The organism is Janibacter sp. RAF52 (genome assembly GCF_052114035.1).
GTDB lineage: Bacteria > Actinomycetota > Actinomycetes > Actinomycetales > Dermatophilaceae > Janibacter > Janibacter hoylei.
Genome location: NZ_JBFRDY010000007.1, coordinates 47,555 through 71,081, shown reverse-complemented (window position 1 = coordinate 71,081; position 23,527 = coordinate 47,555). Strand labels below are relative to the sequence as shown.

Genomic DNA, 23,527 nt, shown 5'->3' with positions numbered 1-23,527 from the left:
GGCAGCGTAGTGCGCGGATTCGCATTCAGGTCCGTCGTGCACCGCTGTGCGGGCTCCACTCGGTGGGGCGACTGGGGCTTGAACCCAGGACCGACGGATTATGAGTCCGCTGCTCTGACCGACTGAGCTATCGCCCCTTCGCCCGAGGGCGACGGCGTGAGAGTACCCCGTGACGTCGGTGGTGCCCGATACGGGTGGGGCGTGGGTGAGGGGTGGTGCTCCTGTGCCCGATGGGGCAGAATGGCGGCACAACCACACATCGTGCGAGCAGCACACCCACGAGCGAGACCCGTGGCAGCAGCTCGATCCCATGGCAGTGCCTGGCGTTGGGGAAGACGTCCATCGCACTCAAGGAGGATCGAGATGTCTGCAGGTAAGCGTGTCAGCACCCGAGGTGTGGTGTTCATCCACAGCACCCCGACGGCCCTGTGTCCCCACATCACGTGGGCGCTCGAGTCCGTGCTGGATCAGGCTGTGTCACTGGACTGGATCGAGCAGCCTCTCGGCCGGTCGCTCAAGCGTGCCGAGTTCTCCTGGACCGGGGAGCCCGGTACCGGCGCCAAGCTCGCCTCCGCCCTGCGCGGCTGGGACAACGTGCGGTACGAAGTCACCGAGGAGCCCACGCCGGGTCTCGACGGCTCCCGCTGGAGCCACACGCCCACCCTCGGCATCCACCACGCGACGATCAGCGCCTCCGGCGACGTCGTCCTGCACGAAAACCGCCTGCGTGAGGTCATGACCCTCGCCCAGGGCGCGGGCGAGGCCGTCGAGGACATGCTCGGCGAGCTGCTCGGCGACGCCTGGGACGCCGAGCTCGAGCCCTTCCGCCACGCCGGCGACGGCGCCCCGGTCCGCTGGCTGCACAAGGTCGGCTGACCGCCGCACGACCCACGCCCCACGACGAAGGGGGGCCGCGCACCCTCCTTGGCGCGGCCCCCCTTCGTGACGCGTGCAGAGCCAGCTCGTCCGTGCGGCGCCTTCTCGCGTGCCCGTCAGCTCACGGGGGTCATGTGCTCCCACGGCTTGGACAGGCGGAACCGGCGACCGCTCACCTCGATCGGCGCGATCTCGACGACGTGGTGCTTGTCGTCACCGACCCACGGGCGCAGCGGCACCCGCTCGGCGCGGTACTCCTCGTCGCCCTCGAGCAGCCGGGTCGTGCCGCGCACGACGACCGACCACGCCTCCTCGGTGCCGAGCTCGTCGATCTCGAGCGCGACCGAGCCCTGCAGGACGACGCTGAGCAGCTTGTTGCCCTCGGCGGTCCGCAGGAGCAGGGTCTCGCCGTCGACGGCGTAGTTGATCGGGGTGAGGTGCACGTCGCCGAGGAGGTGGAACGCGAGCCGGCCGAACTCGTGGCCCCGGAGGGCCTGCCAGCACTCGTCGACGGACATCTTCACGGGCGTGCGCTCGTCCATGCTCCGATGCTAGTCATCGGCCGCCGCCCCGGCCACGGTCGGGGCCGTCGCCAGCGCATCGCCGGCGGTGCGTCCGCGGCGGTTGATCCGCCGCTCGAGCAGGCCCGCGAGCGAGGTCAGACCCCAGTTGACGACGATGAAGACGATCGCGACGACGACGAGCGCCGCGAAGATGTTGGAGTGCAACGAGGAGAGGTTCTGCCCCTGCTGCAGCAGCTCCGGGTAGGTGATGACCGTGCCGAGCGCGGTGTCCTTGAGGATGACGACGAGCTGGCTCACCAGCGCCGGCAGCATGGCCGTCACGGCCTGCGGGATCTGGATCGAGCGCAGCACCTGACCGGGGGAGAGGCCGACGGCCAGGCCCGCCTCACGCTGCCCGGCGGGCAGCGAGTGCACGCCGGAGCGCAGCAGCTCGGCCATGACCGATCCGTTGTAGAGGGTGAGGGCGGTGACGACCGCGGCCAGCGGGTTGAGGTCGGCGGAGAAGACGCCGTTGTAGGCGTAGATCCCGAAGAAGAAGATCATCATGATCAGCACGGGGATGGCGCGGAAGAACTCGACGACGGCACCGCTGACCCAGCGGACCCCGGCATGGGCCGACAGCCGCCCCGAGCCGAAGACGAAGCCGAAGATGCTCGCGCCGACGACCGACAGCGCGGCCGCCTTGATGGTGTTCCACAGGCCCATGAGCAGGTAGTAGCGCCAGGTCTCCCAGGTCGCCATCGGCGACCACTTCGCGCCGGAGAACTCCTCGTACTCGTTGAGCTTGCCGACGACGACCCAGGCGACCGCGGCGGCGAGGACCAGGCCGAGCACGGCGATGATGCGGTAGCGCATCCGCGCTCGGGGGCCGGGGTTGTCGAAGAGGACGGTCTGGGCGCTCATCGCTTGACCGCCATCCGCCGCGACAGGCTCGTCAGCCCGATGCCGATCGGCAGGGTGAGGAGCAGGAAGAACCCGGCCACGAGGGCGAAGGTCACGTAGTTGAGGTCTGCCCGCAGCTCGATCGCCTCGTTCATGAAGGCCGCGGTCTCGGCGACGCCGATGGCCGCCGCGACGGTCGTGTTCTTGATGAGGGCGATGGTCACCGAGGCGAGCGGCGCGATGGCGCCGCGGACCGCCTGGGGCAGGACGACGTACCGCAGGTTCTGGGTGAAGCCCAGACCGAGAGAGCGGGCGGCCTCGGCCTGCCCGGCGGGCACGGTGTTGATACCGCTGCGGATCGCCTCGCAGACGAAGGCCGCGTGGTAGACGGCCAGCCCGACGATCGCCCAGCGCACGCCGTTGTCGGTGATCGACGTCGGGCTGCTCTCGTCGGCGAGGTTGATGCCGAGGTCGTAGAGCATGACCATGATGGTGAAGGTCAGGATCAGGGTCAGTGGCGTGTTGCGCACGATGTTGACGTAGGCGGCCCCGCCGAAGCGGAAGATCGCCACCGGCGAGACCCGCATGATCGCGATGATCGTGCCGAGCACGAGGGCCCCTGCGAGGGACAACACCGCCAGCTTGATGGTCAGCCAGAAGGCTCCCCACACGTCGAACTGCTGGAAGAGCTCGCTCATCCACTACTCCTTGTCGATGGCGTCGTCAGCGGAGGGACGAAGGGGGCCGACGCCGCCGCGCGCGGGCGGCCGGCCCCCTTCGTCCTCGTCGGTCAGGAGCAGGAGTCGAGCTTCGGCGGGTTCGTCTTGGAGTCCACCTTGAAGCCGGCCGGCCCGAAGTTCTTCTCCACCGCCTTGTCCCACTCGCCGTCGTCGACCATCTTGGTCAGCGCCTCGTTGACCTGCTCGCAGAGCTTGGTGTCGCCCTTCTTGAGGCCGACGCCGTAGCGCTCCTCGGAGAAGGGGGCACCGACGACCTTGAGCTTGCCCTTGTACTGGTCCTGCGCCGCATAGCCGGCGAGGATCGTGTCGTCGGTCGTCAGGGCGTCGAGCTGGCCCTTGGAGACCGCCTCGGCGCACTTGGAGTAGGTGTCGAACTCCTGGAGGTTGACGCCCGGGACCTCCTCCTTGACGTTGTCCGCCGAGGTGGAGCCGGTGACCGAGCACAGCTTCTTGCCGTCGAGATCCTTGGGCCCGGTGATCTTGGCGTCCGTGGCGACGAGCAGGTCCTGGCCGGCGATGAAGTACGGGCCGGCGAAGGAGACCTTTTCCTTGCGCTCGTCGGTGATCGAGTAGGTCGCGAAGATGAGGTCCACCTGGCCGGTGGCGATGAGGTCCTCGCGCTGCTTGCTCGGGGCCTGGACGAACTGCACGTCGGTCTTGCCCATCTCCTTGGCCACGTAGTTGGCCACGTCGACGTCGAAGCCCGAGTACGAGTTGCCCTCCTTGAGACCGAGGCCGGGCTGGTCGAACTTGATCCCGATCTTGATGCTGTCGCCTCCCGATCCGCCTCCGTCGCCGCTGTCGTCACCGCAGGCCGCCAGGCCCAGGGCGAGGACAAGGGTTGCTCCTGCTGCGCCGAGTCGTCGCGTCATCATGCTGTTCCTCCTGGTTGGGTCGTGCGTGGTCAGTGGCTGAGGATCTTGCCGAGGAAGTCCTTGGCACGATCGCTCTGCGGGTTGGTGAAGAACTCCTCGGGCGTCGCCGTCTCGACGATCTGCCCGTCGGCCATGAAGACGACCCGGTCGGCCGCGCGGCGCGCGAAGCCCATCTCGTGGGTGACGACGATCATCGTCATGCCGGTCTGGGCCAGCTGGGTCATGACGTCGAGGACCTCGTTGATCATCTCGGGGTCGAGGGCCGACGTCGGCTCGTCGAAGAGCATGACCTTGGGGTCCATCGCGAGCGAGCGGGCGATGGCCACCCGCTGCTGCTGGCCGCCGGAGAGCTGGGCGGGGTACTTCGCGGACTGGGCGTCGACGCCCACCCGGGTCAGCAGCTCGTGGGCGCGCTGGGTCGCCTCGGCCTTGGACTTCTTGCGCACCTTGATCGGACCGAGCGTCACGTTGTCGAGGATCGTCTTGTGCGCGAAGAGGTTGAAGGACTGGAAGACCATGCCGACGTCGGCGCGCAGTCGGGCCAGCTCCTTGCCCTCCTCCGGCAGCGGCTTGCCGTCGACGGTGATGCTGCCCGACTCGTAGGTCTCGAGCCGGTTGATCGTGCGGCAGAGCGTCGACTTGCCCGAGCCCGACGGGCCGATGACGACGACGACCTCGCCGCGCCCGACGGTGAGGTTGATGTCCTTGAGGACGTGCAGCTGCCCGAAGTGCTTGTTGACGTCGGTGAGCACGACGAGGGGCTCGTGGGTGGCGGTCTCGCTGGTGGCGGTGGCGCTGGTGGAGGTGTCGCTCGGCATGCGAGCAACATAGTGCCCGGTCTGTGCCTGCGGTCACACATGGGCGCCGGCGTGACCTGAGTGAGACACTCCGGTCACGCCGACGCAGCGTGGGTCGCGCTCGTCAGAGCGGGATGTTGCCGTGCTCGCCGCGGCGAGCAGGCGCCTCGGCCAGTGCCGTCGCGACCGCCGACCGCGTGCGGGTCGGCTCGACGATCTCGTCGACGACGCCGATCTCCACGGCTCGCGGCAGACCGCCGGAGAGGCGGTCGTGCTCGTCGGCGAGCTGCTGCTCGACCTCGGCCAGTTCCGACTCGTCGACCTCGGCCAGGCGGCGTCGGTGCAGGATGCGGATCGCGGCGACCGACCCCATGACGGCCACGTGGGCGTCGGGCCAGGCGAAGACCTTGGTGGCGCCCAGGGAACGGGAGTTCATCGCGATGTAGGCCCCGCCGTAGGTCTTTCGGGTGACGACGGAGACCCGCGGCACGACCGCCTCGGCGAAGGCGTGCAGCAGCTTGGCTCCCCGCCGCACGACGCCGTCCCACTCCTGACCGACCCCGGGGAGGTAGCCGGGGACGTCGACGAGTACGACGAGCGGGACACCGAAGGCATCGCACATCCGCACGAAGCGGGCGGCCTTCTCCGCCGACGAGGAGTCGAGGCAGCCGCCCAGCCGCATCGGATTGTTGGCGATGACGCCCACGGTGCGTCCGCCCATGCGACCGAGCGTCGTCACGATGTTGGGCGCCCACCGGCCGTGCAGCTCCTGGACCTCTCCCTCGTCGAGCAGCTGCTCGACGAGGGGGTGGACGTCGTAGGCCCGCTTGGCCGACTCGGGCAGCTGCTCCGCCAGGTCGACGTCGGTGACCGCGGCGAGGTCGAAGTCGCCCTGGTCGCCGAGCAGCCGGCACAGGGTGCCGGCCCGGCCGAAGGCGTCGTCGATGGACTCGGCGAGCACGTGGACGACCCCCGAGCGGCGACCGTGCGGCTCCGGTCCACCGAGACGAAGGGCGTCGACGTCCTCACCCGTGACCGACCGGACGACGTCCGGCCCGGTGACGAAGATCCGCCCCTCCGGGGCGAGGATGACGATGTCGGTGAGTGCCGGCCCGTAGGCCGCGCCGCCGGCGGCGGCGCCGATGACGACGGAGATCTGCGGGATCTTGCCCGAGGCACGGGTCATGATCGCGAAGACCTCGCCGACCGCGTGGAGCGAGACGACGCCTTCGGGCAGGCGCGCGCCGCCCGAGTGCCACAGGCCGAGGACGGGCACGCCGTCGGCGAGGGCGCGCTCGTATGCGGCGACGACGACCGTGCACCCGGCGACGCCCATCGCGCCGCCCATGATCGTCGCATCGGAGGCGAAGACGACGACCGGCTGGCCACCGACCGTGCCGGTCGCGGCGAGCATGCCCGAGTCGTCGTCCTCGGTGATCAGCTCGAGCGAGCCCTCGTCGAGGAAGGCGGCCAGGCGGTGGTTCGGGTTGCGCGGGTCCTCCTCGCGCGGGACCTTGACGCGCTTGCCGACCGCGGCCGAGGCGGCATTGGGCTGGCGGGTCACGCGTGGCTCCTGAAGGCCAGGGCGACGTTGTGCCCCCCGAAGCCGAAGGAGTTGTCCAGGACGAGCAGGTCACCGTCGGCGGCGAGCTGACGGGGCTGGTCGCGCACGATGTCGAGGTCGACCGCGGGGTCGAGGTGGTCGATGTTGATCGTCGGCGGGGCGACCCGGTCGCGGACGGCCTGCACGGCGAAGACCGCCTCGAGGGCGCCGGCGGCGCCGAGGAGATGGCCGGTCATCGACTTCGTGCCGCTGATGGCCATGTGGTCGGCGTCGGCACCGAAGGCCCGACGGATCGCCGCCACCTCGGCGACGTCGCCGACGGGGGTCGACGTCGCGTGGGCGTTGATGTGGCACACGTCGGCGGGTGTGGCACCGGCGTCGCGGACCGCGTCGGCCATGGCCCGGGAGGCACCGGCGCCCTCGGGCTCGGGGGCGGCGATGTGGTGCGAGTCGGCACTCACGCCGAAGCCGGCGAGCTCGCAGATGATCCGGGCGTCGCGGGCGCGGGCGTGCTCCTCGGACTCGAGGACGAGGATGGCGCCGCCCTCGCCGAGGAGGAATCCGTCGCGGTCGGTGTCGTAGGGGCGCGAGGCGGTCTCGGGGGAGTCGTTGCGCGTCGACAGGGCCTGCATCGAGGCGAAGCCGGCGATGGGCAGCGGGTGGATCGACGCCTCCGACCCGCCGGCGATGACGACGTCGGCGAGCCCCTCGCGGATGAGGTGGGCGCCGTACCCGATCGACTCGGCGCCGGAGGAGCAGGCGGAGACGAGGGTGTGCGCGCCGGCGCGGGCGCCGAACTCGAGCGAGACGGTGCCGGAGGCGCTGTTGGGCATGAGCATCGGGATCGACAGCGGGTAGACGCGGCGCGGACCCTTGGTGCGCAGGGCCTCCCACGCGGTGAGCAGGGTCTGCACACCGCCGATGCCGGTGCCGACCGAGCTGGCGAGGCGCTCCGGGTCGACCTCCGGCGAGCCGGCGTCGGCCCAGGCCTCACGGGCGGCGACGAGCGCGTACTGCGCGAAGGGGTCGAGTCGCTTGGTCTCGACCTTCTTGAGCACCTGCGAGACGGGGACGGCGAGCTGGGCCGCGAAGGAGACGGGCAGCTCGTACTCCTCGACCCACGACGCGTCGAGCGTCCGGGCGCCGGAGCGGCCGGCGAGGGCCGCCTGCCAGGTCTCCTCGGCGGTGCCGCCGAGCGGGGTCGTGGCGCCGAGGCCGGTGACGACGACGGTGGGCCGGGGAGAGGTCATGCGGGGCTCCTGACGGGTGGGGTGGGAGGAGAGGCGCGGGTCCTCCCTTCGCTCGTGACGAAGGGAGGACCCCCGGCTCACGCGGCCTGGTTGGCCTTGATGAAGGTGACGGCGTCGCCGACGGTCTTGAGGTTCTTGACCTCCTCGTCGGGGATCTTGGCCCCGAACTTCTCCTCGGCGGTCACGGCGATCGTCATCATCGACAGCGAGTCGACGTCGAGGTCGTCGGTGAAGGTCTTGTCGGCGGTCACCTCGGACGCGTCGACACCGGTCTCCTCCGAGACGATCTCGGCGAGGCCGTCGAGGATCTCCTGGTCGCTGAATGCCATGGAACTGCTCCTTTGTTGTGGGTGGGGCGGTGGTGCTGGTCCGAGGACCCGTCGGACCGACGGGTGATCTAGGGCAGGGTCACGACCTGGGCGGCCCAGACGAGACCGGCGCCGAAGCCGATCTGCAGGGCCAGGCCACCGGGCTCGACCTCGCCCTCGCGCAGCATGCGCTCCATGGCGAGGGGGATCGAGGCTGCCGAGGTGTTGGCGGTCGTGACGATGTCGCGGGCGACGGGCAGGTCCTGCGGCAGGCCGAGCGTCTTGACCATCTGGTCGATGATCCGCGCGTTGGCCTGGTGGGGGATGAAGGCGGCGAGCTCGTCCGCGCGCACGCCGGCCACGTCGAGGGCGCGCTGCGCCTCCTTGGCCATGGACCACACGGCCCAGCGGAAGACGCTCGGGCCCTGCATGACGATGGCGGGCCAGCGCAGGCCGCGGTCGGTGCGCAGCTGGTTCCACGAGTCGCGCTGGGCGATGAGGTCCTTCTGCTCGCCGTCGCTGCCCCAGACCGTCGGGGAGATGCCCGGCACGTCGCTGCGGGAGACGATCGCGGCGCCCGCTCCGTCACCGAAGATGAAGGCGGAGCCACGGTCCTGCGGGTCGGTGAAGTCGAGCAGCTTTTCGACCCCCACGACGAGCACGTGCTCGGCCGTGCCGACCCGGACCATGTCGTTGGCGAGCGAGATGCCGTGGCAGTAGCCGGCGCAGGCCGCGGAGACGTCGAAGGCGGCGGCGGCCGAGCCCAGACGAGAGGCGAGCTCGGGTGCGGCAGCCGGTGTCTGGAAGGGGTGGGTCACGGTGGCCACGACCACCGCACCGAGCTGCGTGGCGTCGAGCCCGGCGTAGGCGAGGGCACCGCGGGAGGCGTGCTCGGCCATGTCGACGACGCTCTCGTCAGGCGCAGCCTTGTGCCGGGAGGCGATGCCGGAGCGCTCGCGGATCCACTCGTCGGAGGAGTCGATGGCGGCGACGATCTCGCTGTTGGGGACGACCCGCTCCGGGCGGTAGCCGCCGATGCCGGTGATCCGAGCATGGTGCAGCGTCTGCGCGACGCCGAGCGTGCTCACGCGAGGCCGCCCTGCGGGTGCAGGCGCAGGACAGGCTGCCCCGGCGAGACGGGGTCACCGTCCTCGACGAGCCACTCGACGACCGTGCCGGGGTGCTCGGCCCGCACCTCGAGGGTGTCGCGCAGCGAGGAGATGCGGGCGACGACGTCCCCGGCCGCGACCGGCGAGCCGGGCTCGGCCGTCGTGATGCCGACGGTGCCCTTGACCGGAGCGGTGATCAGGCGCCACGTCGGCTCGGTGGCCCGGCGGCTCGTGCCGTGCTCGCGGACCATCCGGTGCGCGGCCTCGAGCTCGTCGGGCGTCTTGAGCGCGAGGACCTCGATGCCCCTGAGCCCGCGCTTGGCGAGGCCGGTGAGGGCGCCGGCGGGCGGGATCTCGATGATGCCGGTGACCCCGAGGTCCTTGAGCGTCTCCATGCACAGGTCCCAGCGCACCGGGTTGCTCACCTGGCTGACGATGCGCCGCAGCACCTCGCTGCCGGAGTGCACGACGGTGCCGTCGACGTTGGAGACGAGGGGGACCCGGGCGTCGTGCGTCGAGACGGCGCGGGCCAGACGAGCGAGGTCGTCGACAACAGGGGCCATGTGCGAGGTGTGGAAGGCCCCGGCGACCTTGAGCGGCATGACCCGGGCCCGGGCCGGGGGAGCAGCGGCGAAGGCCGCGAGCTGGTCGAGCGTGCCGGCGGCGACGACCTGGCCGGCACCGTTGACATTGGCCGGGGTCAGGCCGTGCGACTCGATCGCGGCGAGGACCTCCCCTTCGTCACCGCCCAGGACGGCGCTCATGCCGGTCGGGGCGACCCGGGAGGCGGCGGCCATCGACCGGCCCCGCTCACGCACGAGGACCATCGCCTGCTCGGCGGTGATGACGCCGGCAGCGGTCGCGGCCGTGATCTCGCCGACGCTGTGACCTGCGCCGGCCCCGACGACCCGGAAGCCGTCGGCCGGGTGCTCGAAGAGGGCGAGGAGCGCGAGGAGCCCCGAGGCGACGATGAGCGGCTGGGCGACCGCGGTGTCCTTGATCGTCTCCTCGTCGGAGGTCGTGCCGTGGGCTGCCAGGTCGATGGCGGCGACGGTCGACAGCCAGTGGAGTCGGTCGGCCACCCCGGGCAGCTCGAGCCAGGGGGCGAGGAAACCGGGTGTCTGGGACCCTTGACCGGGGCAGGTGATGGCGAGCACGAGTCCAGAGTCCTCCTCGGCGACCGCTGGGGGCGACAGCGATGGCCCCAGAGATTCACCCCAGGCTCTTGGAGGGATCCTCCAAGATGGCCCCGAGGGTCAGGGCGACGCGGACGGTGAAGGCCTCGTGCGGGTCGCCGAGGTCGTAGCCGATGACGTCGGTGATCCGACCGAGCCGGTAGCGCACCGTGTTGACGTGGACGATGAGCGTGCGCGCTGTCGCCTCGAGCCCGGGGGACTCCAGGTGCGTCCGGGCCGTCTCGAGCAGGCTCGGGTGCTCCTCGAGTGGGGTCTGCACGAGCTCGACCAGCTGTGCCTGCGCGAGGTCGTCCCCGGCGATCGCCCGCTCGGCGAGCAGGTCGTCGGCGGCGACCGGTCGGGGTCGGTCCGGCCAGCCTGGGGCGGCCACGTGGCCGGCGACGGCGGCGTGGGCCGACAGGGCGCCCTCGGCGAGGTCGCCGACGAGCGGACCGTGCACGAGGTCGCCGTCGCCGAAGCAGTCGGCGAAGAGCTGTGCCGTGGACGCGGCGTCCTCGCACTGCCCGACGACGGCCACGAGCCGTGCGCCCTGCACACCGGTGAGGACGGGCAGGTCGTGCCGGCGCGCGGTCGAGTGGACCGCTGCCACGGCGGCGGCAGGGTCGTCCTCGTCGCTGCCCGATGGCGAACCGCCCACGAGCACAACGATGTCGGTGACCTCACCCCATCCGAGAGCGGCCGCGCGGGTGCGGATCGACTCGTCGACCTCGCCGCGCATCACCGCGTCGATGACGAGCGACTCCAAGCGGGCGTCCCAGGCGCCCCGCTGCTCCGCGGCGTGGGCGTAGACCTGGGCGGCACCGAAGGCGATCTCGCGCGAGTAGCGCAGCACCGCCAGCCGCAGGTCGGTGACGTCACCGGGGCGGGCGAGCTCGTCGACGTGCTCCTCGACGACGTCGACGACCGAGCGCGCGAGCTCGAGGGTCTGGGCCAGGCTGATCGTCCGGGTCAGCTCACGGGGTGCGGCGCCGAAGGTCGTCCGCGTGTCGGCCGATTCCTTGCCGTCGAGCCACTGGATGAAGTTGGCGATGCCCGCCTGGGCCACGAGCCCCACCCACGACCGTTCCTGCGCGGTGAGGGTGGCGTACCAGTCGTGGGTGGCCTCGAGCCGCTGCGTCGCCGCACGCGCGAGGTCACCGCCCCTCCGGCGGACCTCACGGCGGGTGGTCAGGGAGACGAGGCCTCGACGCGACACGCCGCCATCCTATGTGTGAAGACCACAAGAGGGCCGGCAGGCCGATGAGCGGAGCGCGCGAAGGGAGCGTGCGGCGCTCCTCCACCAGATGAGCGGTCAGTCGGTGCCGAACTCCATGGCGGCGCGGTCGAGGGCGTCGTCGATCTCGTCGACGTCCTGCGCGGCCGGGTTGGAGGCGATCTGGTCGCCGCCGCCGGCCTCGAGCTCGCCCATGATGTCGAGGTAGCCGCCGGAGAGCTGGTCCTGCGCGGCGTAGACCTCGAGCTTGCTGCGACTGTCGGCGATGTCGAGGTTGCGCATCGTCAGCTGACCGATGCGGTCGACGGGGCCGAAGGCGGCATTGTCCGTGCGTTCCATCGACAGCTTGTCGGGGTGGTAGCTGAAGTGCTCGCCCACCGTGTCGACGATCGTCCAGTCCTCGCCGCGGCGCAGGCGCACCGTGACCTCGCCGGTGACGACGGAGGCGACCCAGCGCTGCAGCGACTCGCGCAGCATGAGCGCCTGCGGGTCGAACCAGCGGCCCTCGTAGAGCAGACGACCGAGGCGGCGGCCCTCCGCGTGGTAGCTGGCGATGGTGTCCTCGTTGTGCACCGCGTTGACCAGGCGCTCGTAGGTGAGGTGGAGCAGGGCCATCGCGGGGCCCTCGTAGATGCCCCGGGACTTGGCCTCGATGATCCGGTTTTCGATCTGGTCGGACATGCCCAGGCCGTGCCGGCCACCGATGGTGTTGGCCGCCATGACGAGGGCGACCGCGTCGCCCCCGAAGTCGTCGCCGTTGATGGCGACGGGGCGACCCCGCTCGAAGCGGACGGTGACGTCCTCGGCCTCGATGGCCACCTCGGGGTCCCAGAAGCGCACCCCCATGATCGGCTCGACGGTCTCGAGGGAGACGTCGAGGTGCTCGAGGGTCTTGGCCTCGTGGGTCGCGCCCCAGATGTTGGCGTCGGTCGAGTAGGCCTTCTCGGCGCTGTCGCGGTAGGGCAGGCCGCGCTCGGTCAGCCACTCGGACATCTCCTGGCGGCCGCCGAGCTCGGTGACGAAGTCGGCGTCGAGCCACGGCTTGTAGATGCGCAGCCCGGGGTTGGCCATGAGGCCGTAGCGGTAGAAGCGCTCGATGTCGTTGCCCTTGTAGGTCGAGCCGTCGCCCCAGATCGAGACGCCGTCCTCCTTCATGGCCCGCACGAGCAGGGTGCCGGTGACGGCGCGGCCGAGGGGGGTGGTGTTGAAGTAGGTGCGGCCGCCGCTGCGGATGTGGAAGGCGCCGGTGGCGATCGCGGACAGGCCCTCCTCGACGAGCGGGGCCTTGCAGTCGACCAGGCGGGAGAGCTCCGAGCCGTACTGGCCGGCGCGACCAGGGATCGACTCGATGTCGTCCTCGTCGTACTGGCCGAGGTCGGCGGTGTACGTGCACGGCACCGCCCCCTTCTCGCGCATCCACGCGACGGCCACCGAGGTGTCGAGTCCGCCGGAGAAGGCGATGCCGACACGTTCACCAACAGGGAGGGAAGTCAGTACCTTGGACACGCCGCACAGCCTAGGTCCTCGGGTGACCGGCCGGCATCGCGGTCCACCCCAATCGTCCTGACCACGTGCTGACGATCCGGCCACCGTCGCGTCATGATGACTTCACCCCCGCAGCACCCCAGCGTCTCCGGTCGCCGGTCTCGGGTCCCTAGCGTCCCGCGCATGACCACCTCCAGGATGCTCACCGGCGCGCTGTGTGCCACCACCCTGCTCGTCCCTGTCGCCGTGGCCGGCACCTCCTCCGCGGCCACGTCGACGGTCCAGACCTCGACCCCGGACCGCCCCGGTCACCGCCCGGAGAAGGGGGAGAGCCTGCAGCCGCAGATCTTCGCCCACCGCGGCGCCTCCGGCTACCGACCGGAGCACACCCTCGCCGCCTACGAGCTGGCCGTCGGCATGCGCGCCGACTACATCGAGCCCGATCTCGTCATGACCAAGGACGGGGTCCTCGTCGACCGTCACGAGCCGGAGATCTCCGGCACGACGGACGTCGCCGACCACCCGGAGTTCGCCGACCGCAAGACGACCAAGGACCTCGACGGCACCCCGACGACGGGCTGGTTCGTCGACGACTTCACCCTCGCCGAGCTCAAGACCCTGCGTGCCAAGGAGCGCCTCGGTGACCTGCGGCAGGAGTCGAGCACCTACGACGGCCGCTTCGAGGTACCGACCTTCGAGGAGGTGCTCCGCCAGCGCGCGCGCCTGTCGAAGGAGACCGGCCGGGAGATCGGGATCATCCCGGAGATCAAGCACTCCACCTACCTGCACGCCGAGGGTTTCGACCCCGAGCGAGAGGTCGCCCGGCTGGCGAAGAAGTACCACCTCAACAGCAAGAAGGCCCCCATGTGGGTCCAGTCCTTCGAGCTGACGGCCCTGAAGGACCTGCGCCGCGCCGGGTACAAGGGCCGCTCCACCTTCCTCACCACGGCGAAGGGAGGTCCCTACGACCTCCACGAGCAGGGCACGACCTACGCCGAGCTGACGACCCGTCGGTCCATGGGAGAGCTCTCCCGGTGGATCGACGGCTTCGGCCCCGAGAAGGCGCAGGTGATCCCCCTTCGTGCTGACGGGTCGCTGGGGGAGCCGACGCGCTTCGTCGCCGACGCGCACGCCGCGGGGCTGAAGGTCACGCCGTGGACCTTCCGCGCGGAAAACTCCTTCCTGCCCACCGACTACCGCATCGGGACCGACCCGGCAGACTTCGGCCGGGCACTGGACGAGGTCACCCGCTTCTACGAGGCCGGGGTCGACGGCGTCTTCTGCGACCAGCCGGACGTGTGCGTCGAGGCCCGGCGCACCTTCCTCGGCGACGACTGACGACCTGACGATGGGAGGGTCGCACCCGCTGCGACCCTCCCTTCGTGAATTGTGAGGTTAGGCTTACCTTCATTCAATGTGGAGGTGGTCTGATGACGCAGGACGCAGTGCTCGCCAGGACGGTGGTCGCGGCGGCGAGCTCGCTCGAGGTGGGCCTCATGGGCAGTCGCGCTCCGGTCGGACGACATGCCACCGACAGCACCGGCGCGCTCTTCTTCGCGCTGGGCGAGGCCGCCCCCGAGTGCGTCCACCTGGCGACGCCGGGGGAGCCCGGGCCGGTCGTCGACGCCGTCGCGCACGACGTCTCCTCCGTGGCCCACCCCGGGCGGGTGCGCGGGCTGGTGCGCCTGACCGGGCGCGCCGAGGTCGTGCCGTACCCGGTGTGCCAGGAGCTGCGCGAGCACCTGGGCGTGTCGCCGCAGGCCCCGGTCGCCCGCCTCGTCCCGGACACGGTGGTCCTCGAGTGGGACGTCGAGCGGCGCACCAGCGGCGTGTCGATCGACGCCCGCGCCTACGCGCAGGCCGGGGTCGACCCCCTCGCCGGCTGGCAGGACGAGTGGATCGCCCACCTCGACCAGCACCACCGCGAGGAACTGCGCGCACTGGTCGAGGACGTCGTCCAGCCCGTGGGGCAGGTGCGCCCCGTGCTCGCCGATGCCAGCGGGCTCGTGCTGCGCGAGTACGTCGGGGCCTGCCGCCGCGACGTGCGCATCGCCTTCCCGTACGCCGTCACCTGCGCCTGCGAGGCGCAGGCGGCGCTGGCCGACCTCGTCGCCCTGCGCACCCGCTGACCTCGGCCGGTGAGGCGCCCACCGGGGCGGGCCGGGCCCTCAGCGCGGTCAGACCGGCGTGAGGGGTGCGTGCGGTGGCTCGGGCAGCTCGACACGGATGGGGTCGTCGGGTCGGACGAGACCGCCGACCTCGACGACGGCCATGACGCCCGCGCGGCGCACGATGCCGACCCCGTCGAGGCTCTGCACGCCCCCGGTCGGCCCGAGCTCCACGTCGGAGTCGGAGGCGACCCCGTCGACCCGTCGCGCGACGAGCTTGAGCAGCCCGCGCGAGTACTCGTCGATCTGCCGGCACGGGTTGCGCAGCCCGGTGAGCCGCACGACGGCCTCGCCGAGACTCAGCCGCGTGCCTTCGGGCAGCGCGAGCAGGTCGATGTCGTGGGTGAGGACGTTGTCCCCGAGGGTGCCGGGACCGACGTCGTGGCCGGCGGCACGAGCCTCGTCGACGAGGTCGTCCTGGATGAGGTGGACCTGCCGCAGGTTGGGCTGGTCGGGGTCGCGGCGCACCCGGGAGCGGTGCTGGACGCGGGTGCCCGCGTGGGCGTCACCGCGCACGCCGAGCCCGGCGACGAGCTCGATCGCCTCGCGCGGCACCTTGCTGAAGCGATGCGTCTCGTCCCGGCTCACCGCGACGACGAAGGGGGCGCCCATGCCGGGATCCTCCCACGGCAGGTGCGCCCCCTCCGGCCGGCGTGGTCATACCGTCAGGCGTCGCCTCCGGCGTTGCCGGAGGTCCCGGCCCCGATCTCGAGCAGGCGGTACTTCTCCGCGGCCTGCGCCGGGACGTCCTCGGCGACCCACCCGCGGTCGGCGAGCATCTGCAGGGCCCGCACCGCCATCGACGGTCCGTCGACATGGAAGTAGCGCCGCGCCGCCGCGCGGGTGTCGGAGAAGCCGAAGCCGTCGGTGCCCAGGGCCGAGTACTCCTCCGGGACCCACGGGCGGATCTGGTCCTGGACCTGCTTCATGTAGTCCGAGACGGCGACGATCGGGCCGACCGCGCCCTCCAGCGCCTGCGTGACGAAGGGGGTCCGCCGCTCCTGGTCGGGGTGGAGGAAGCGCTCCTCGTCGCAGGCCATGGCCTCGCGGCGCAGCTCGCTCCAGCTCGTCACCGACCACACGTCGGCGACGACACCCCAGTCGTCGCGCAGCAGCTGCTGCGCCTCGAGGGCCCACGCCATGCCGACGCCGCTCGCGAGCAGCTGGCAGCGCGGGGGAGTGCCGCCCAGACCGGAGTCGTCGCCCGCCCGGTAGCGGTACATGCCCTTGAGCAGGGCGTCGACGTCGATGCCCTCGGGCTGCTGGGGCTGGACGATCGGCTCGTTGTAGAGAGTGAGGTAGTAGATGACGTTGCGGCTGGGGTCGCTCTGCGGGGCGTCGCCGCCGTACATCTGCTCCAGCCCCCGGCGCATGATGTGCGCGGTCTCGAAGCCGTAGGCCGGGTCCCAGGTGACGACGGCCGGGTTGGTCGCCGCGAGCAGGGGCGAGTGACCGTCGGCGTGCTGCAGGCCCTCACCGGTGAGCGTCGTGCGGCCGGCGGTCGCGCCGAGCATGAAGCCGCGGGACATCTGGTCGGCCGCCGCCCAGATGCCGTCGCCGGTGCGCTGGAAGCCGAACATCGAGTAGAAGATGTAGACGGGGATCATCGGCTCGCCGTGCGTCGCGTAGCTCGTCGCCGCCGCGGTGAAGGCCGCGACCGAGCCGGCCTCGTTGATGCCCGTGTGGATGATCTGGCCCTGCTCGGACTCGCGGTAGGCGAGCATGAGGTCGGCGTCGACCGAGGTGTAGTTCTGCCCGTGCGGGTTGTAGATCTTCTTGGTGGGGAAGAAGGAGTCCATCCCGAAGGTGCGCGCCTCGTCGGGGATGATCGGCACGATCCGCTCGCCGAAGCCCTTTTCTCTCATGAGGTCCTTGAGCAGACGGACCCAGGCCATCGTCGTGGCGACCTCCTGCTTGCCCGAGCCCTTGGCCATCTGGGCGTACTTGTCGTCGCCCGGCAAGGCCGGCGCGGTGTACTCGACCCGCCGCGAGGGCAGTCCGCCGCCCAGCTTGCTGCGGCGCTCCCGCATGTACTGGATCGCCTCGTCGTCCTCGCCGGGGTGGTAGTACGGCGGCAGGTACGGGTCGGCCTCGAGCTGCTCGTCGGTGATCGGGATCCTCAGCCCGTCGCGCAACCCCTTGAGGTCGTCGAGCGTGAGCTTCTTCATCTGGTGGGTCGCGTTGCGCCCGGCGAAGTGGGTGCCGAGGCCGTAGCCCTTGATCGTCTTGGCGAGGATGACCGTCGGCTGGCCGGTGTGCTCCATCGCGGCGCGGTAGGCGGCGTAGACCTTGTTGTAGTCGTGGCCACCGCGCTTGAGCTTCCACCACACGTCCGCGTCGGACCAGTCCTCGACGAGCTTGCGGGTGCGCGGGTCGCGGTTGAAGAAGTTGTCCCGGACGTAGGCGCCGTCGTTGGCGCGGAAGGTCTGGTAATCGCCGTCCGGCGTCTGGTTCATGAGGTTGACGAGGGCGCCGTCGCGGTCGGCCGCGAGCAGCGGGTCCCAGCCCCGACCCCAGACGACCTTGATGACGTTCCACCCGGCGCCGCGGAACTGCGCCTCGAGCTCCTGGATGATCTTGCCGTTGCCGCGGACGGGGCCGTCGAGCCGCTGCAGGTTGCAGTTGACGACGAAGGTGAGGTTGTCCAGCTCCTCGAAGGCCGCCGTCTGCAGCAGGCCACGGCTCTCCGGCTCGTCCATCTCGCCGTCGCCGAGGAAGGCCCAGACGTGCTGCTGGGAGGTGTCCTTGATGCCGCGGTTGTGCAGGTACTTGTTGAACTGCGCCTGGTAGATCGCGTTCATCGGCCCGATGCCCATCGACACCGTGGGGAACTCCCAGAAGTCGGGCATGAGGCGCGGGTGCGGGTAGGAGGGCATGCCGGTCGTGCCCTGCCCGGCGAGCTGGGCCGCCTCCTGGCGGAAGCCGTCCATCTGCTCCTCGCTGAGACGCCCCTCGAGGAAGGCGCGGGCGTACATGCCGGGGGAGGCGTGGCCCTGGAAGAAGATCTGGTCGCCACCGCCCGGGTGGTCCTTGCCGCGCCAGAAGTGGTTGAAGCCCACCTCGTAGAGGGTCGCCGCCGAGGCGTAGGAGGAGATGTGCCCGCCGACGCCGACCCCGGGGCGCTGGGCGCGGTGGACCTGGACCGCGGCATTCCAGCGGATCCAGGCGCGGTAGCGGCGCTCGACCTCCTCGTCACCCGGGTACCAGGGCTCGTCCTTGGGGGCGATGGTGTTGACGTAGTCCGTCGTCGTCAGCGAGGGGACCCCGACGTTCTTCATCCGGGCGCGCTCGAGCAGGCGCAGCATGACGTAGCGAGCGCGCTCCCGGCCGGACTCGTCGATGAGGTGGTCGATGGACTCGAGCCACTCCGCCGTCTCCTCGGCGTCGATGTCCGGGAGGTGGGTCGGGATGCCGTTGAGGATGGGGCCGTCGCTGAGGTGGTCTGCCGAGCCGGGCACGGGTCGTCCTTTCGCAAGATGGTCCGCCAGAGGTGACGGCGGACACACCCACTATCTCGCGCTCGTGTCGCCCGTCACAAACCGGGTGCCGTCACGCGGTACGGGTGCGTGTAGACGGTGGCGCGGTCCTCACGGACGAAACCGAGCAGCGTCAGGCCGGAGCGCTCGGCGACCTCGACGGCCAGGGTCGTCGCGGCCGACACGCAGGCGAGCGTGGGGACCCCGGCGACCGCGGCCTTCTGCGCGATCTCGAAGCCCGCACGGGACGAGACGACGAGGGCGTGCCCGCGCAGGGGGAGACGCCCTTCGCGGGCAGCCCACCCGATGACCTTGTCGACGGCGTTGTGCCGGCCGATGTCCTCGCGCACGACGAGCACCGTGCCCGCCGGGTCGAGCAGCGCGGCCGCGTGGACCCCGCCGCTGGCGGCGAAGACCTTCTGCCGCTCCCGCATCGCCGCCACGCCGGCGTGGACCACGTCGAGCCCGATGCGCACGTCGTCGTCGGCGGGGGAGTGGGGCAGGGTCTCGAGCAGGTCGTCGACCGAGGCAGACCCGCACACGCCGCACGCGCTCGTCGCGACCTCGGTCCGCTCGGTGACCGGTCGTCGCAGCGAGACGCCCGCCGCGAGGGTCACCTCGACGACGTTGAAGGTCGGCGAGCCGTCGGGCCCGACGTCGGTGCAGTGCATCATCGTCGCGATGTCGGCGCCGTCGCCGACGAGGCCCTCGGCGACGAGGTGGCCGAGCGCGAGGTCGAAGTCGTCACCCGGCAGACGCATCGTCGTCGTCACGGTCTGCGACGGCGGCCGCAGCTCGCTCGGGGCGCCCCCGGCGGCCAGCGCCCGCTCGGGCAGCGCAGCGACCCGGATCTCCAGCGGCTCCTCGACCGCAACCGACTCGATCCGTGAGACCGCCGACGGCCCCAGCCGCTGCACCCGCAGCCGTCGCGTCATCCGTCCCACCGGGCACCTCCACGTCCGTCGACCACCCGGTCAGCCTACGGAGGCGTCTGGTGTCATGGACCCGTGGATCACCAGCCGACCCCGCCCCCTTCGCTCCCGGCCGTGCTGCCCCTGCGTGGTGACGCCGGCGCGGACTGGCACCCCGTCTCGCCCGCGCTCGTGCAGGTGCGACGGGTCAGTGCGTCGGCGGTCCTGCTGCCGCTCGCCGTGGCCTGCGCCGTCGCGGCGGCCTTCACGTGGACCTGGGTCGCTGCCGGCGCCGTGGCGCTCCTGCTGCTGTGGGCCTGGCTCATGTGGCTCGTCGGCGTGCAGGTGCGCGCGATCACCTGGGCCGAGCTGCCGGAGGAGCTGGCGATCCGCAAGGGTCGGCTCTGGCGGAGGCTCGTGACGATCCCCTACGGGCGGATCCAGTACGTCGACCTGTCCTCCGGTCCGTACAAGCGGGCGAAGGGGATGGCCGACATCACCGTGCACACGGCCTCGCCGACCAGCTCTGGGGACATCCCCGGGCTGCCGGCCGAGGTCGCGGAGGAGCTGCGGGTGCGGCTGGCCGCTCGTGGCGACGCCCAGCGGGCCGGGCTGTGAGCCAGACCCCGACCACTGACTTCGTCCGGGTGCACCCGGTCTCGCCCTTCATCCGTGGCGGGCTCATCGTCCTGGGCTTCCTCGGCTACGTCCTGTCGCAGCAGCTCGACCGGGTCGCCGGTTCGCTCGGGCCGGATGCCGAGGGAGGGGCCTTCGGCGTCGGGCTGGTCCAGCTCGGCGTCCTCGCGCTCGTCGTACTCGGCGCCATCGGCATCGGTCTGCTGTCCTGGTGGTTCACGCGGTACCGGATCGGCGGCGACAGCATCGAGATGCGCACGGGCGCGATCTTCCGGCAGCACCGTCAGGTGCGCTACGACCGGATCCAGGCCGTCGACGTCGTCCGTCCGCTGCTCGCCCGGCTCTTCGGGCTGTCGGAGGTGCGCGTCGAGTCGGCCGGCGGCGGCGACTCCCACCTGTCGATCGCCTACCTGCGGATGGCCGAGGCCGATGCCGTGCGGCAGCGCCTGCTCGGGCTGGCCCACGAGTCCGGATCCGAGGTCCCCGCCGACGAAGGGAGCGCCCCGCACCCCGAGCGGACGGTCGCCGCCGCCGCGCCGACGGAGGGGGCGCCCCTGCTCGTGGTCCCACCGGCACGGATCGTCGCCTCGGTGCTGCTCGGCGGCGAGGCGATCTTCGTCGCGCTCCTCCTGCTCGTCGCGCTCGTGCTGTCCGTGCTCGGGCTGGGTGCGGCGATCGGTGGTCTCGCCCCCGCGGCCGTCATCGGGGCGGGCCGGGCACTCATGCGCCTGACGCGCTGGTGGGGTCTGACGATCGGGCTGCGCGGCCCGCGGACCCTGACGAGCCAGCGGGGCCTCACCGACACCCGGACCTCGTCGGTGCCCCTGCACCGGGTGCAGGCCGTCGCGATCGAGCAGCCCTGGCTGTGGCGTCGCCCCGGGTGGTGGTCGCTCAAGGTCAACGTCGCCGGCGCCGAGATCGGCTCGGCGTCGGAGTCGACGGACACCGTGCTCGTGCCCGTGGCCACGACCACGGAGGTCCTGCGCCTGCTCGAGGTCGTCACGGGCGACCCGCAGACCACGGCCGAGGCCGGCTCGCTCGTCGCCGGGACCCCCGAGGGCTTCGTCGGTCTCCCCGGGCGGAGCCGGTGGGTCCACCCCTTCGCCCGACGTCGCATCGGCTACCTCGCCGGGCAGCGGGCCCTGCTCACGCGCTCCGGCTGGCTCGACCACACGCTGCAGATCGTTCCCTGGGGGCGGATCCAGTCGCTGACCGTGACGCAGGGGCCGATCTCGCAGCGGCTGGACCTCGCGAGCGTCGAGGTCGTGAGCACGGTCGGGCCGGTGAGCCCCCGGGTGCAGCACCTCGACCGGGCGGGTGCCGAGCGGCTGCGAGCCCTCGCCGAGCAGCACGCGAGCCCAGCACGACGGGGCCGATCGGGCGGGCCTGCTTGCGTCACGGGGCCGGACACGGTGGACTGTGACGGATGAATCAGCAGCGAGCAGGAGAAGGGACCACGGTCGTGACGGGGGAGTCGACGGAGCAGGGCGACGACATCGCCCGGGACGCCGTGGCCAAGTTGGGCTTCACCAAGGAGCAGATCGTCCAGGAGTACGGCTGGGATGACGACGTCGACGAGGCCCTGCGCCTCGCGATCGAGGACGTCGTCGGCGACCCCATAGAGGACGAGAGCTACACGGGTGTCGTCGACGCCGTGATCCTCTGGTGGCGCGACGGCGACGGTGACCTCACCGACGCGCTCGTCGACACCCTGGGCACCCTCGCCGAGGGGTCCTCGATCGTCCTGCTCACGCCGCGCCCCGGCCAGCCGGAGGAGGTCGACCCGAGCGAGGTCGACGAGGCGGCCACGACCGCGGGGCTGCACACCTCGGGCAATGTCATGTGCTCCGAGCACTGGGTCGCGACGCGCCTGGCCGCGCGCAAGGGCGTCGCCTGATCCGGCACACTGCCGGCATGAGCCGTCAGCCCGTCGCCGTGGGGGAGATCGCCCCCGACTTCACCCTGCGTGACCACAACGGCAGGGACGTGTCGCTGCGCGAGCACGCGGGCCGACGCAGTGTCCTGCTCGTCTTCTACCCCTTCGCCTTCTCGGGCATCTGCACGGGCGAGCTCGGTGAGATCCGCGACGACCTCGGGCGCTTCGAGTCGCCTGACGTCACGACGATGGCGATCTCGTGCGACCCGATGTTCAGCCTGCGCGCGTGGGCCGACCGGGAGGGCTACTTCTTCCCGCTGCTGTCGGACTTCTGGCCGCACGGCGAGGTCGCCCGGGCCTACGGCGTCCTCGACGAGCAGGCCGGCAAGGCCGAGCGCGGGACCTTCCTCGTCGGCCCAGACGGGCGGGTTGTCTGGTCGCTCGTCAACCCCGCCGGCCGGGCCCGGGACTTCACCGGCTACCACGAGGCGCTGTCCCGCATCGTGGACTCCCGGGGGCCCTCGGGCGGGTAGCCTCGGTCGTCATGAGCGACAACATCCTCGAGGTGGACCTGCTGGCCTTCGAGTCCGGGGACGGTGAGCGGGCACGCGCCGTCGTCGACGGTCTGATGACCTCCCTCGAGACGGGCTTCGTCTACGTCAAGCACGACCTCTCCGAGGACCTCATCGACAGCGCCTACGGGATGCTCGAGGAGTTCTTCACCGCCGAGCGCGAGGTCAAGGAGCAGTTCGTCGCCCCGGGCACGCACGGCCAGACCGGCTACACCGGCCTGCTCGTCGAGACCGCCGCCACCGCCGACGTCGCGGACTGGAAGGAGATGCTCAACTGGGGTCCCTCCATCCCGGCCGGGCACCCGCTGCGCACGCGCTACCCGCACCGCTACCACGACCCGGTGCTGCCGGAGTCGGCGGTGCCGGGCATCACCGAGACGCTCACCGCCTTCCACCGCTCGGTCGCCGACCTGCAGCGACGGGTCCTGCGGATCATCGCGACCGGTGTCGGAGCCCACCCCGACTACTTCGAGAAGATGCTCGTCGACGGTCCGACGCTCTCGCGCGCCATCCACTACCCGGCGATGGAGTCGGCCCCGGAGGCCCCGCACGTGTGGGCGGCCGAGCACGCCGACATCAACCTCATCACCGCGCTGCCCCGGGCGACCGCGGCCGGACTGCAGGTGCGCCTGAAGGACTCCGGCGAGTGGATCGACGCCATCGCCCCCGAGGGTGGCGCGATCATCAACACCGGCCTCATGCTCGAGGTCGTGACCAATGGCGTCATCGAGCCCGGCATCCACCGGGTCGTCGCCGCGCCGGGGCAGGAGGGCGACCGCTACTCCGTCGTCCAGTTCACCCACCCGACGCCGTGGACCGTCCTCAGCCCGCTCGTGTCGACGGTCACCGAGCAGACGCCGCAGCTCTTCTCGCCGATCAGCGCCGCCGACGCCCTCGACCTCGTCCTCTACGAGATCAACCTCATCGAGGACGCGCGTCGCGTCTGAGACGCGGGCCGCGGCCTGTCATGATGACCCCGGCGCCGTAGGCGCTCGGGGCCTGTAGCTCAGTTGGTAGAGCACCGCGTTTACACCGCGGGTGTCGTCGGTTCGAGCCCGGCCGGGCCCAC

General features: G+C 71.4%; 23 protein-coding genes and 2 tRNA genes. 9 read left to right on the top strand and 16 right to left on the bottom strand.

The features are described 5' to 3' along the window. Positions 1-63: 63 nt before the first annotated feature. Positions 64-137: transfer RNA gene (locus AB4Y78_RS10925), tRNA-Ile, on the bottom strand. Between the two features lie 226 nt (positions 138-363). On the opposite strand from AB4Y78_RS10925, the gene AB4Y78_RS10920 reads away from it, so the two are divergent. Then, a complete protein-coding gene (locus AB4Y78_RS10920; protein ID WP_040881665.1) occupies positions 364-876 on the top strand; it encodes a DUF3145 domain-containing protein in 513 nt (170 codons plus the stop codon). A 116-nt stretch (positions 877-992) separates the two neighbouring features. Here the strand turns inward: AB4Y78_RS10920 and AB4Y78_RS10915 are convergent, their stop codons facing one another. From AB4Y78_RS10915 to argG, 12 genes are all read right to left on the bottom strand, one after another. Then, on the bottom strand, positions 993-1,418 hold the full coding sequence (locus AB4Y78_RS10915) for a pyridoxamine 5'-phosphate oxidase family protein (protein WP_259909870.1): 426 nt from the start codon (positions 1,416-1,418) through the stop codon (positions 993-995). A 9-nt stretch (positions 1,419-1,427) separates the two neighbouring features. Then, positions 1,428-2,303 carry an amino acid ABC transporter permease gene (locus AB4Y78_RS10910; RefSeq protein WP_441714760.1) on the bottom strand — a complete coding sequence of 292 codons (876 nt, stop codon included), beginning with the start codon at positions 2,301-2,303 and terminating at the stop codon, positions 1,428-1,430. Further along, complete coding sequence (locus tag AB4Y78_RS10905) at positions 2,300-2,980, bottom strand: amino acid ABC transporter permease (RefSeq protein WP_007929270.1); 681 nt, start codon at positions 2,978-2,980, stop codon at positions 2,300-2,302. The genes AB4Y78_RS10910 and AB4Y78_RS10905 overlap by 4 nt, the downstream gene beginning before the upstream one ends. A 92-nt stretch (positions 2,981-3,072) precedes the next feature. Beyond that, positions 3,073-3,897, bottom strand: coding sequence for a glutamate ABC transporter substrate-binding protein (locus AB4Y78_RS10900; RefSeq protein WP_441714764.1), 825 nt, complete (start codon positions 3,895-3,897; stop codon positions 3,073-3,075). Between the two features lie 29 nt (positions 3,898-3,926). Beyond that, positions 3,927-4,715 carry an amino acid ABC transporter ATP-binding protein gene (locus AB4Y78_RS10895; RefSeq protein WP_282070828.1) on the bottom strand — a complete coding sequence of 263 codons (789 nt, stop codon included), beginning with the start codon at positions 4,713-4,715 and terminating at the stop codon, positions 3,927-3,929. 103 nt (positions 4,716-4,818) lie between these two features. Continuing rightward, complete coding sequence (locus AB4Y78_RS10890) at positions 4,819-6,258, bottom strand: acyl-CoA carboxylase subunit beta (protein WP_441714768.1); 1,440 nt, start codon at positions 6,256-6,258, stop codon at positions 4,819-4,821. Next, positions 6,255-7,508 carry a beta-ketoacyl-ACP synthase II gene (fabF, locus tag AB4Y78_RS10885; RefSeq protein ID WP_441714774.1) on the bottom strand — a complete coding sequence of 418 codons (1,254 nt, stop codon included), beginning with the start codon at positions 7,506-7,508 and terminating at the stop codon, positions 6,255-6,257. Before fabF ends, AB4Y78_RS10890 begins: the two co-directional genes overlap by 4 nt. 77 nt (positions 7,509-7,585) lie before the next feature. Beyond that, complete coding sequence (locus AB4Y78_RS10880; RefSeq protein WP_007929281.1) at positions 7,586-7,837, bottom strand: acyl carrier protein; 252 nt, start codon at positions 7,835-7,837, stop codon at positions 7,586-7,588. Positions 7,838-7,905: 68 nt separating this feature from the next. After that, a complete protein-coding gene (locus AB4Y78_RS10875; protein WP_441714888.1) occupies positions 7,906-8,904 on the bottom strand; it encodes a beta-ketoacyl-ACP synthase III in 999 nt (332 codons plus the stop codon). Continuing rightward, positions 8,901-10,082 carry an acyltransferase domain-containing protein gene (locus AB4Y78_RS10870; RefSeq protein WP_441714886.1) on the bottom strand — a complete coding sequence of 394 codons (1,182 nt, stop codon included), beginning with the start codon at positions 10,080-10,082 and terminating at the stop codon, positions 8,901-8,903. Before AB4Y78_RS10870 ends, AB4Y78_RS10875 begins: the two co-directional genes overlap by 4 nt. 55 nt (positions 10,083-10,137) lie before the next feature. Beyond that, positions 10,138-11,316, bottom strand: a complete 1,179-nt coding sequence (locus AB4Y78_RS10865; RefSeq protein ID WP_441714884.1) for a PucR family transcriptional regulator — start codon at positions 11,314-11,316, stop codon at positions 10,138-10,140. Between the two features lie 96 nt (positions 11,317-11,412). Continuing rightward, positions 11,413-12,840 (bottom strand): argininosuccinate synthase, encoded by a 1,428-nt coding sequence (argG, locus tag AB4Y78_RS10860; protein ID WP_441714882.1) that lies wholly within the window; start codon positions 12,838-12,840, stop codon positions 11,413-11,415. Positions 12,841-13,002: 162 nt separating this feature from the next. On the opposite strand from argG, the gene AB4Y78_RS10855 reads away from it, so the two are divergent. Continuing rightward, positions 13,003-14,157: a glycerophosphodiester phosphodiesterase family protein gene (locus AB4Y78_RS10855; protein WP_238148002.1), complete on the top strand. Its 1,155-nt coding sequence runs from the start codon at positions 13,003-13,005 to the stop codon at positions 14,155-14,157. A gap of 92 nt (positions 14,158-14,249) precedes the next feature. Continuing rightward, complete coding sequence (locus tag AB4Y78_RS10850) at positions 14,250-14,948, top strand: DUF2470 domain-containing protein (protein WP_441714879.1); 699 nt, start codon at positions 14,250-14,252, stop codon at positions 14,946-14,948. A 48-nt stretch (positions 14,949-14,996) separates the two neighbouring features. On the opposite strand, the gene AB4Y78_RS10845 is transcribed toward AB4Y78_RS10850, so the two are convergent. The 3 genes from AB4Y78_RS10845 to fdhD all read right to left on the bottom strand — a co-directional run bounded on the left by AB4Y78_RS10845 (position 14,997) and on the right by fdhD (position 19,398). Beyond that, positions 14,997-15,599, bottom strand: a complete 603-nt coding sequence (locus AB4Y78_RS10845; protein ID WP_441714878.1) for an MOSC domain-containing protein — start codon at positions 15,597-15,599, stop codon at positions 14,997-14,999. A 53-nt stretch (positions 15,600-15,652) separates the two neighbouring features. Then, positions 15,653-18,445 (bottom strand): pyruvate dehydrogenase (acetyl-transferring), homodimeric type, encoded by a 2,793-nt coding sequence (gene aceE / locus AB4Y78_RS10840; protein WP_441714876.1) that lies wholly within the window; start codon positions 18,443-18,445, stop codon positions 15,653-15,655. 74 nt (positions 18,446-18,519) lie between these two features. Then, complete coding sequence (gene fdhD, locus AB4Y78_RS10835; RefSeq protein WP_265229622.1) at positions 18,520-19,398, bottom strand: formate dehydrogenase accessory sulfurtransferase FdhD; 879 nt, start codon at positions 19,396-19,398, stop codon at positions 18,520-18,522. A 72-nt stretch (positions 19,399-19,470) separates the two neighbouring features. On the opposite strand from fdhD, the gene AB4Y78_RS10830 reads away from it, so the two are divergent. From AB4Y78_RS10830 to AB4Y78_RS10805, 6 genes are all read left to right on the top strand, one after another. Then, positions 19,471-19,992 carry a PH domain-containing protein gene (locus AB4Y78_RS10830; protein WP_265229621.1) on the top strand — a complete coding sequence of 174 codons (522 nt, stop codon included), beginning with the start codon at positions 19,471-19,473 and terminating at the stop codon, positions 19,990-19,992. Next, the gene (locus AB4Y78_RS10825; protein WP_441714874.1) at positions 19,989-21,440 is read left to right on the top strand and encodes a PH domain-containing protein; all 1,452 of its coding nucleotides are present in this window, start codon (positions 19,989-19,991) and stop codon (positions 21,438-21,440) included. The genes AB4Y78_RS10830 and AB4Y78_RS10825 overlap by 4 nt, the downstream gene beginning before the upstream one ends. Beyond that, complete coding sequence (locus tag AB4Y78_RS10820) at positions 21,437-21,907, top strand: DUF3052 domain-containing protein (RefSeq protein ID WP_128276711.1); 471 nt, start codon at positions 21,437-21,439, stop codon at positions 21,905-21,907. Before AB4Y78_RS10825 ends, AB4Y78_RS10820 begins: the two co-directional genes overlap by 4 nt. Before the next feature lie 17 nt (positions 21,908-21,924). After that, positions 21,925-22,419: a peroxiredoxin gene (locus tag AB4Y78_RS10815; protein WP_441714872.1), complete on the top strand. Its 495-nt coding sequence runs from the start codon at positions 21,925-21,927 to the stop codon at positions 22,417-22,419. A gap of 11 nt (positions 22,420-22,430) precedes the next feature. Continuing rightward, positions 22,431-23,405, top strand: a complete 975-nt coding sequence (locus AB4Y78_RS10810; RefSeq protein ID WP_007929305.1) for an isopenicillin N synthase family dioxygenase — start codon at positions 22,431-22,433, stop codon at positions 23,403-23,405. A 48-nt stretch (positions 23,406-23,453) separates the two neighbouring features. Next, positions 23,454-23,526, top strand: a tRNA-Val gene (locus AB4Y78_RS10805). Position 23,527: the final 1 nt, after the last annotated feature.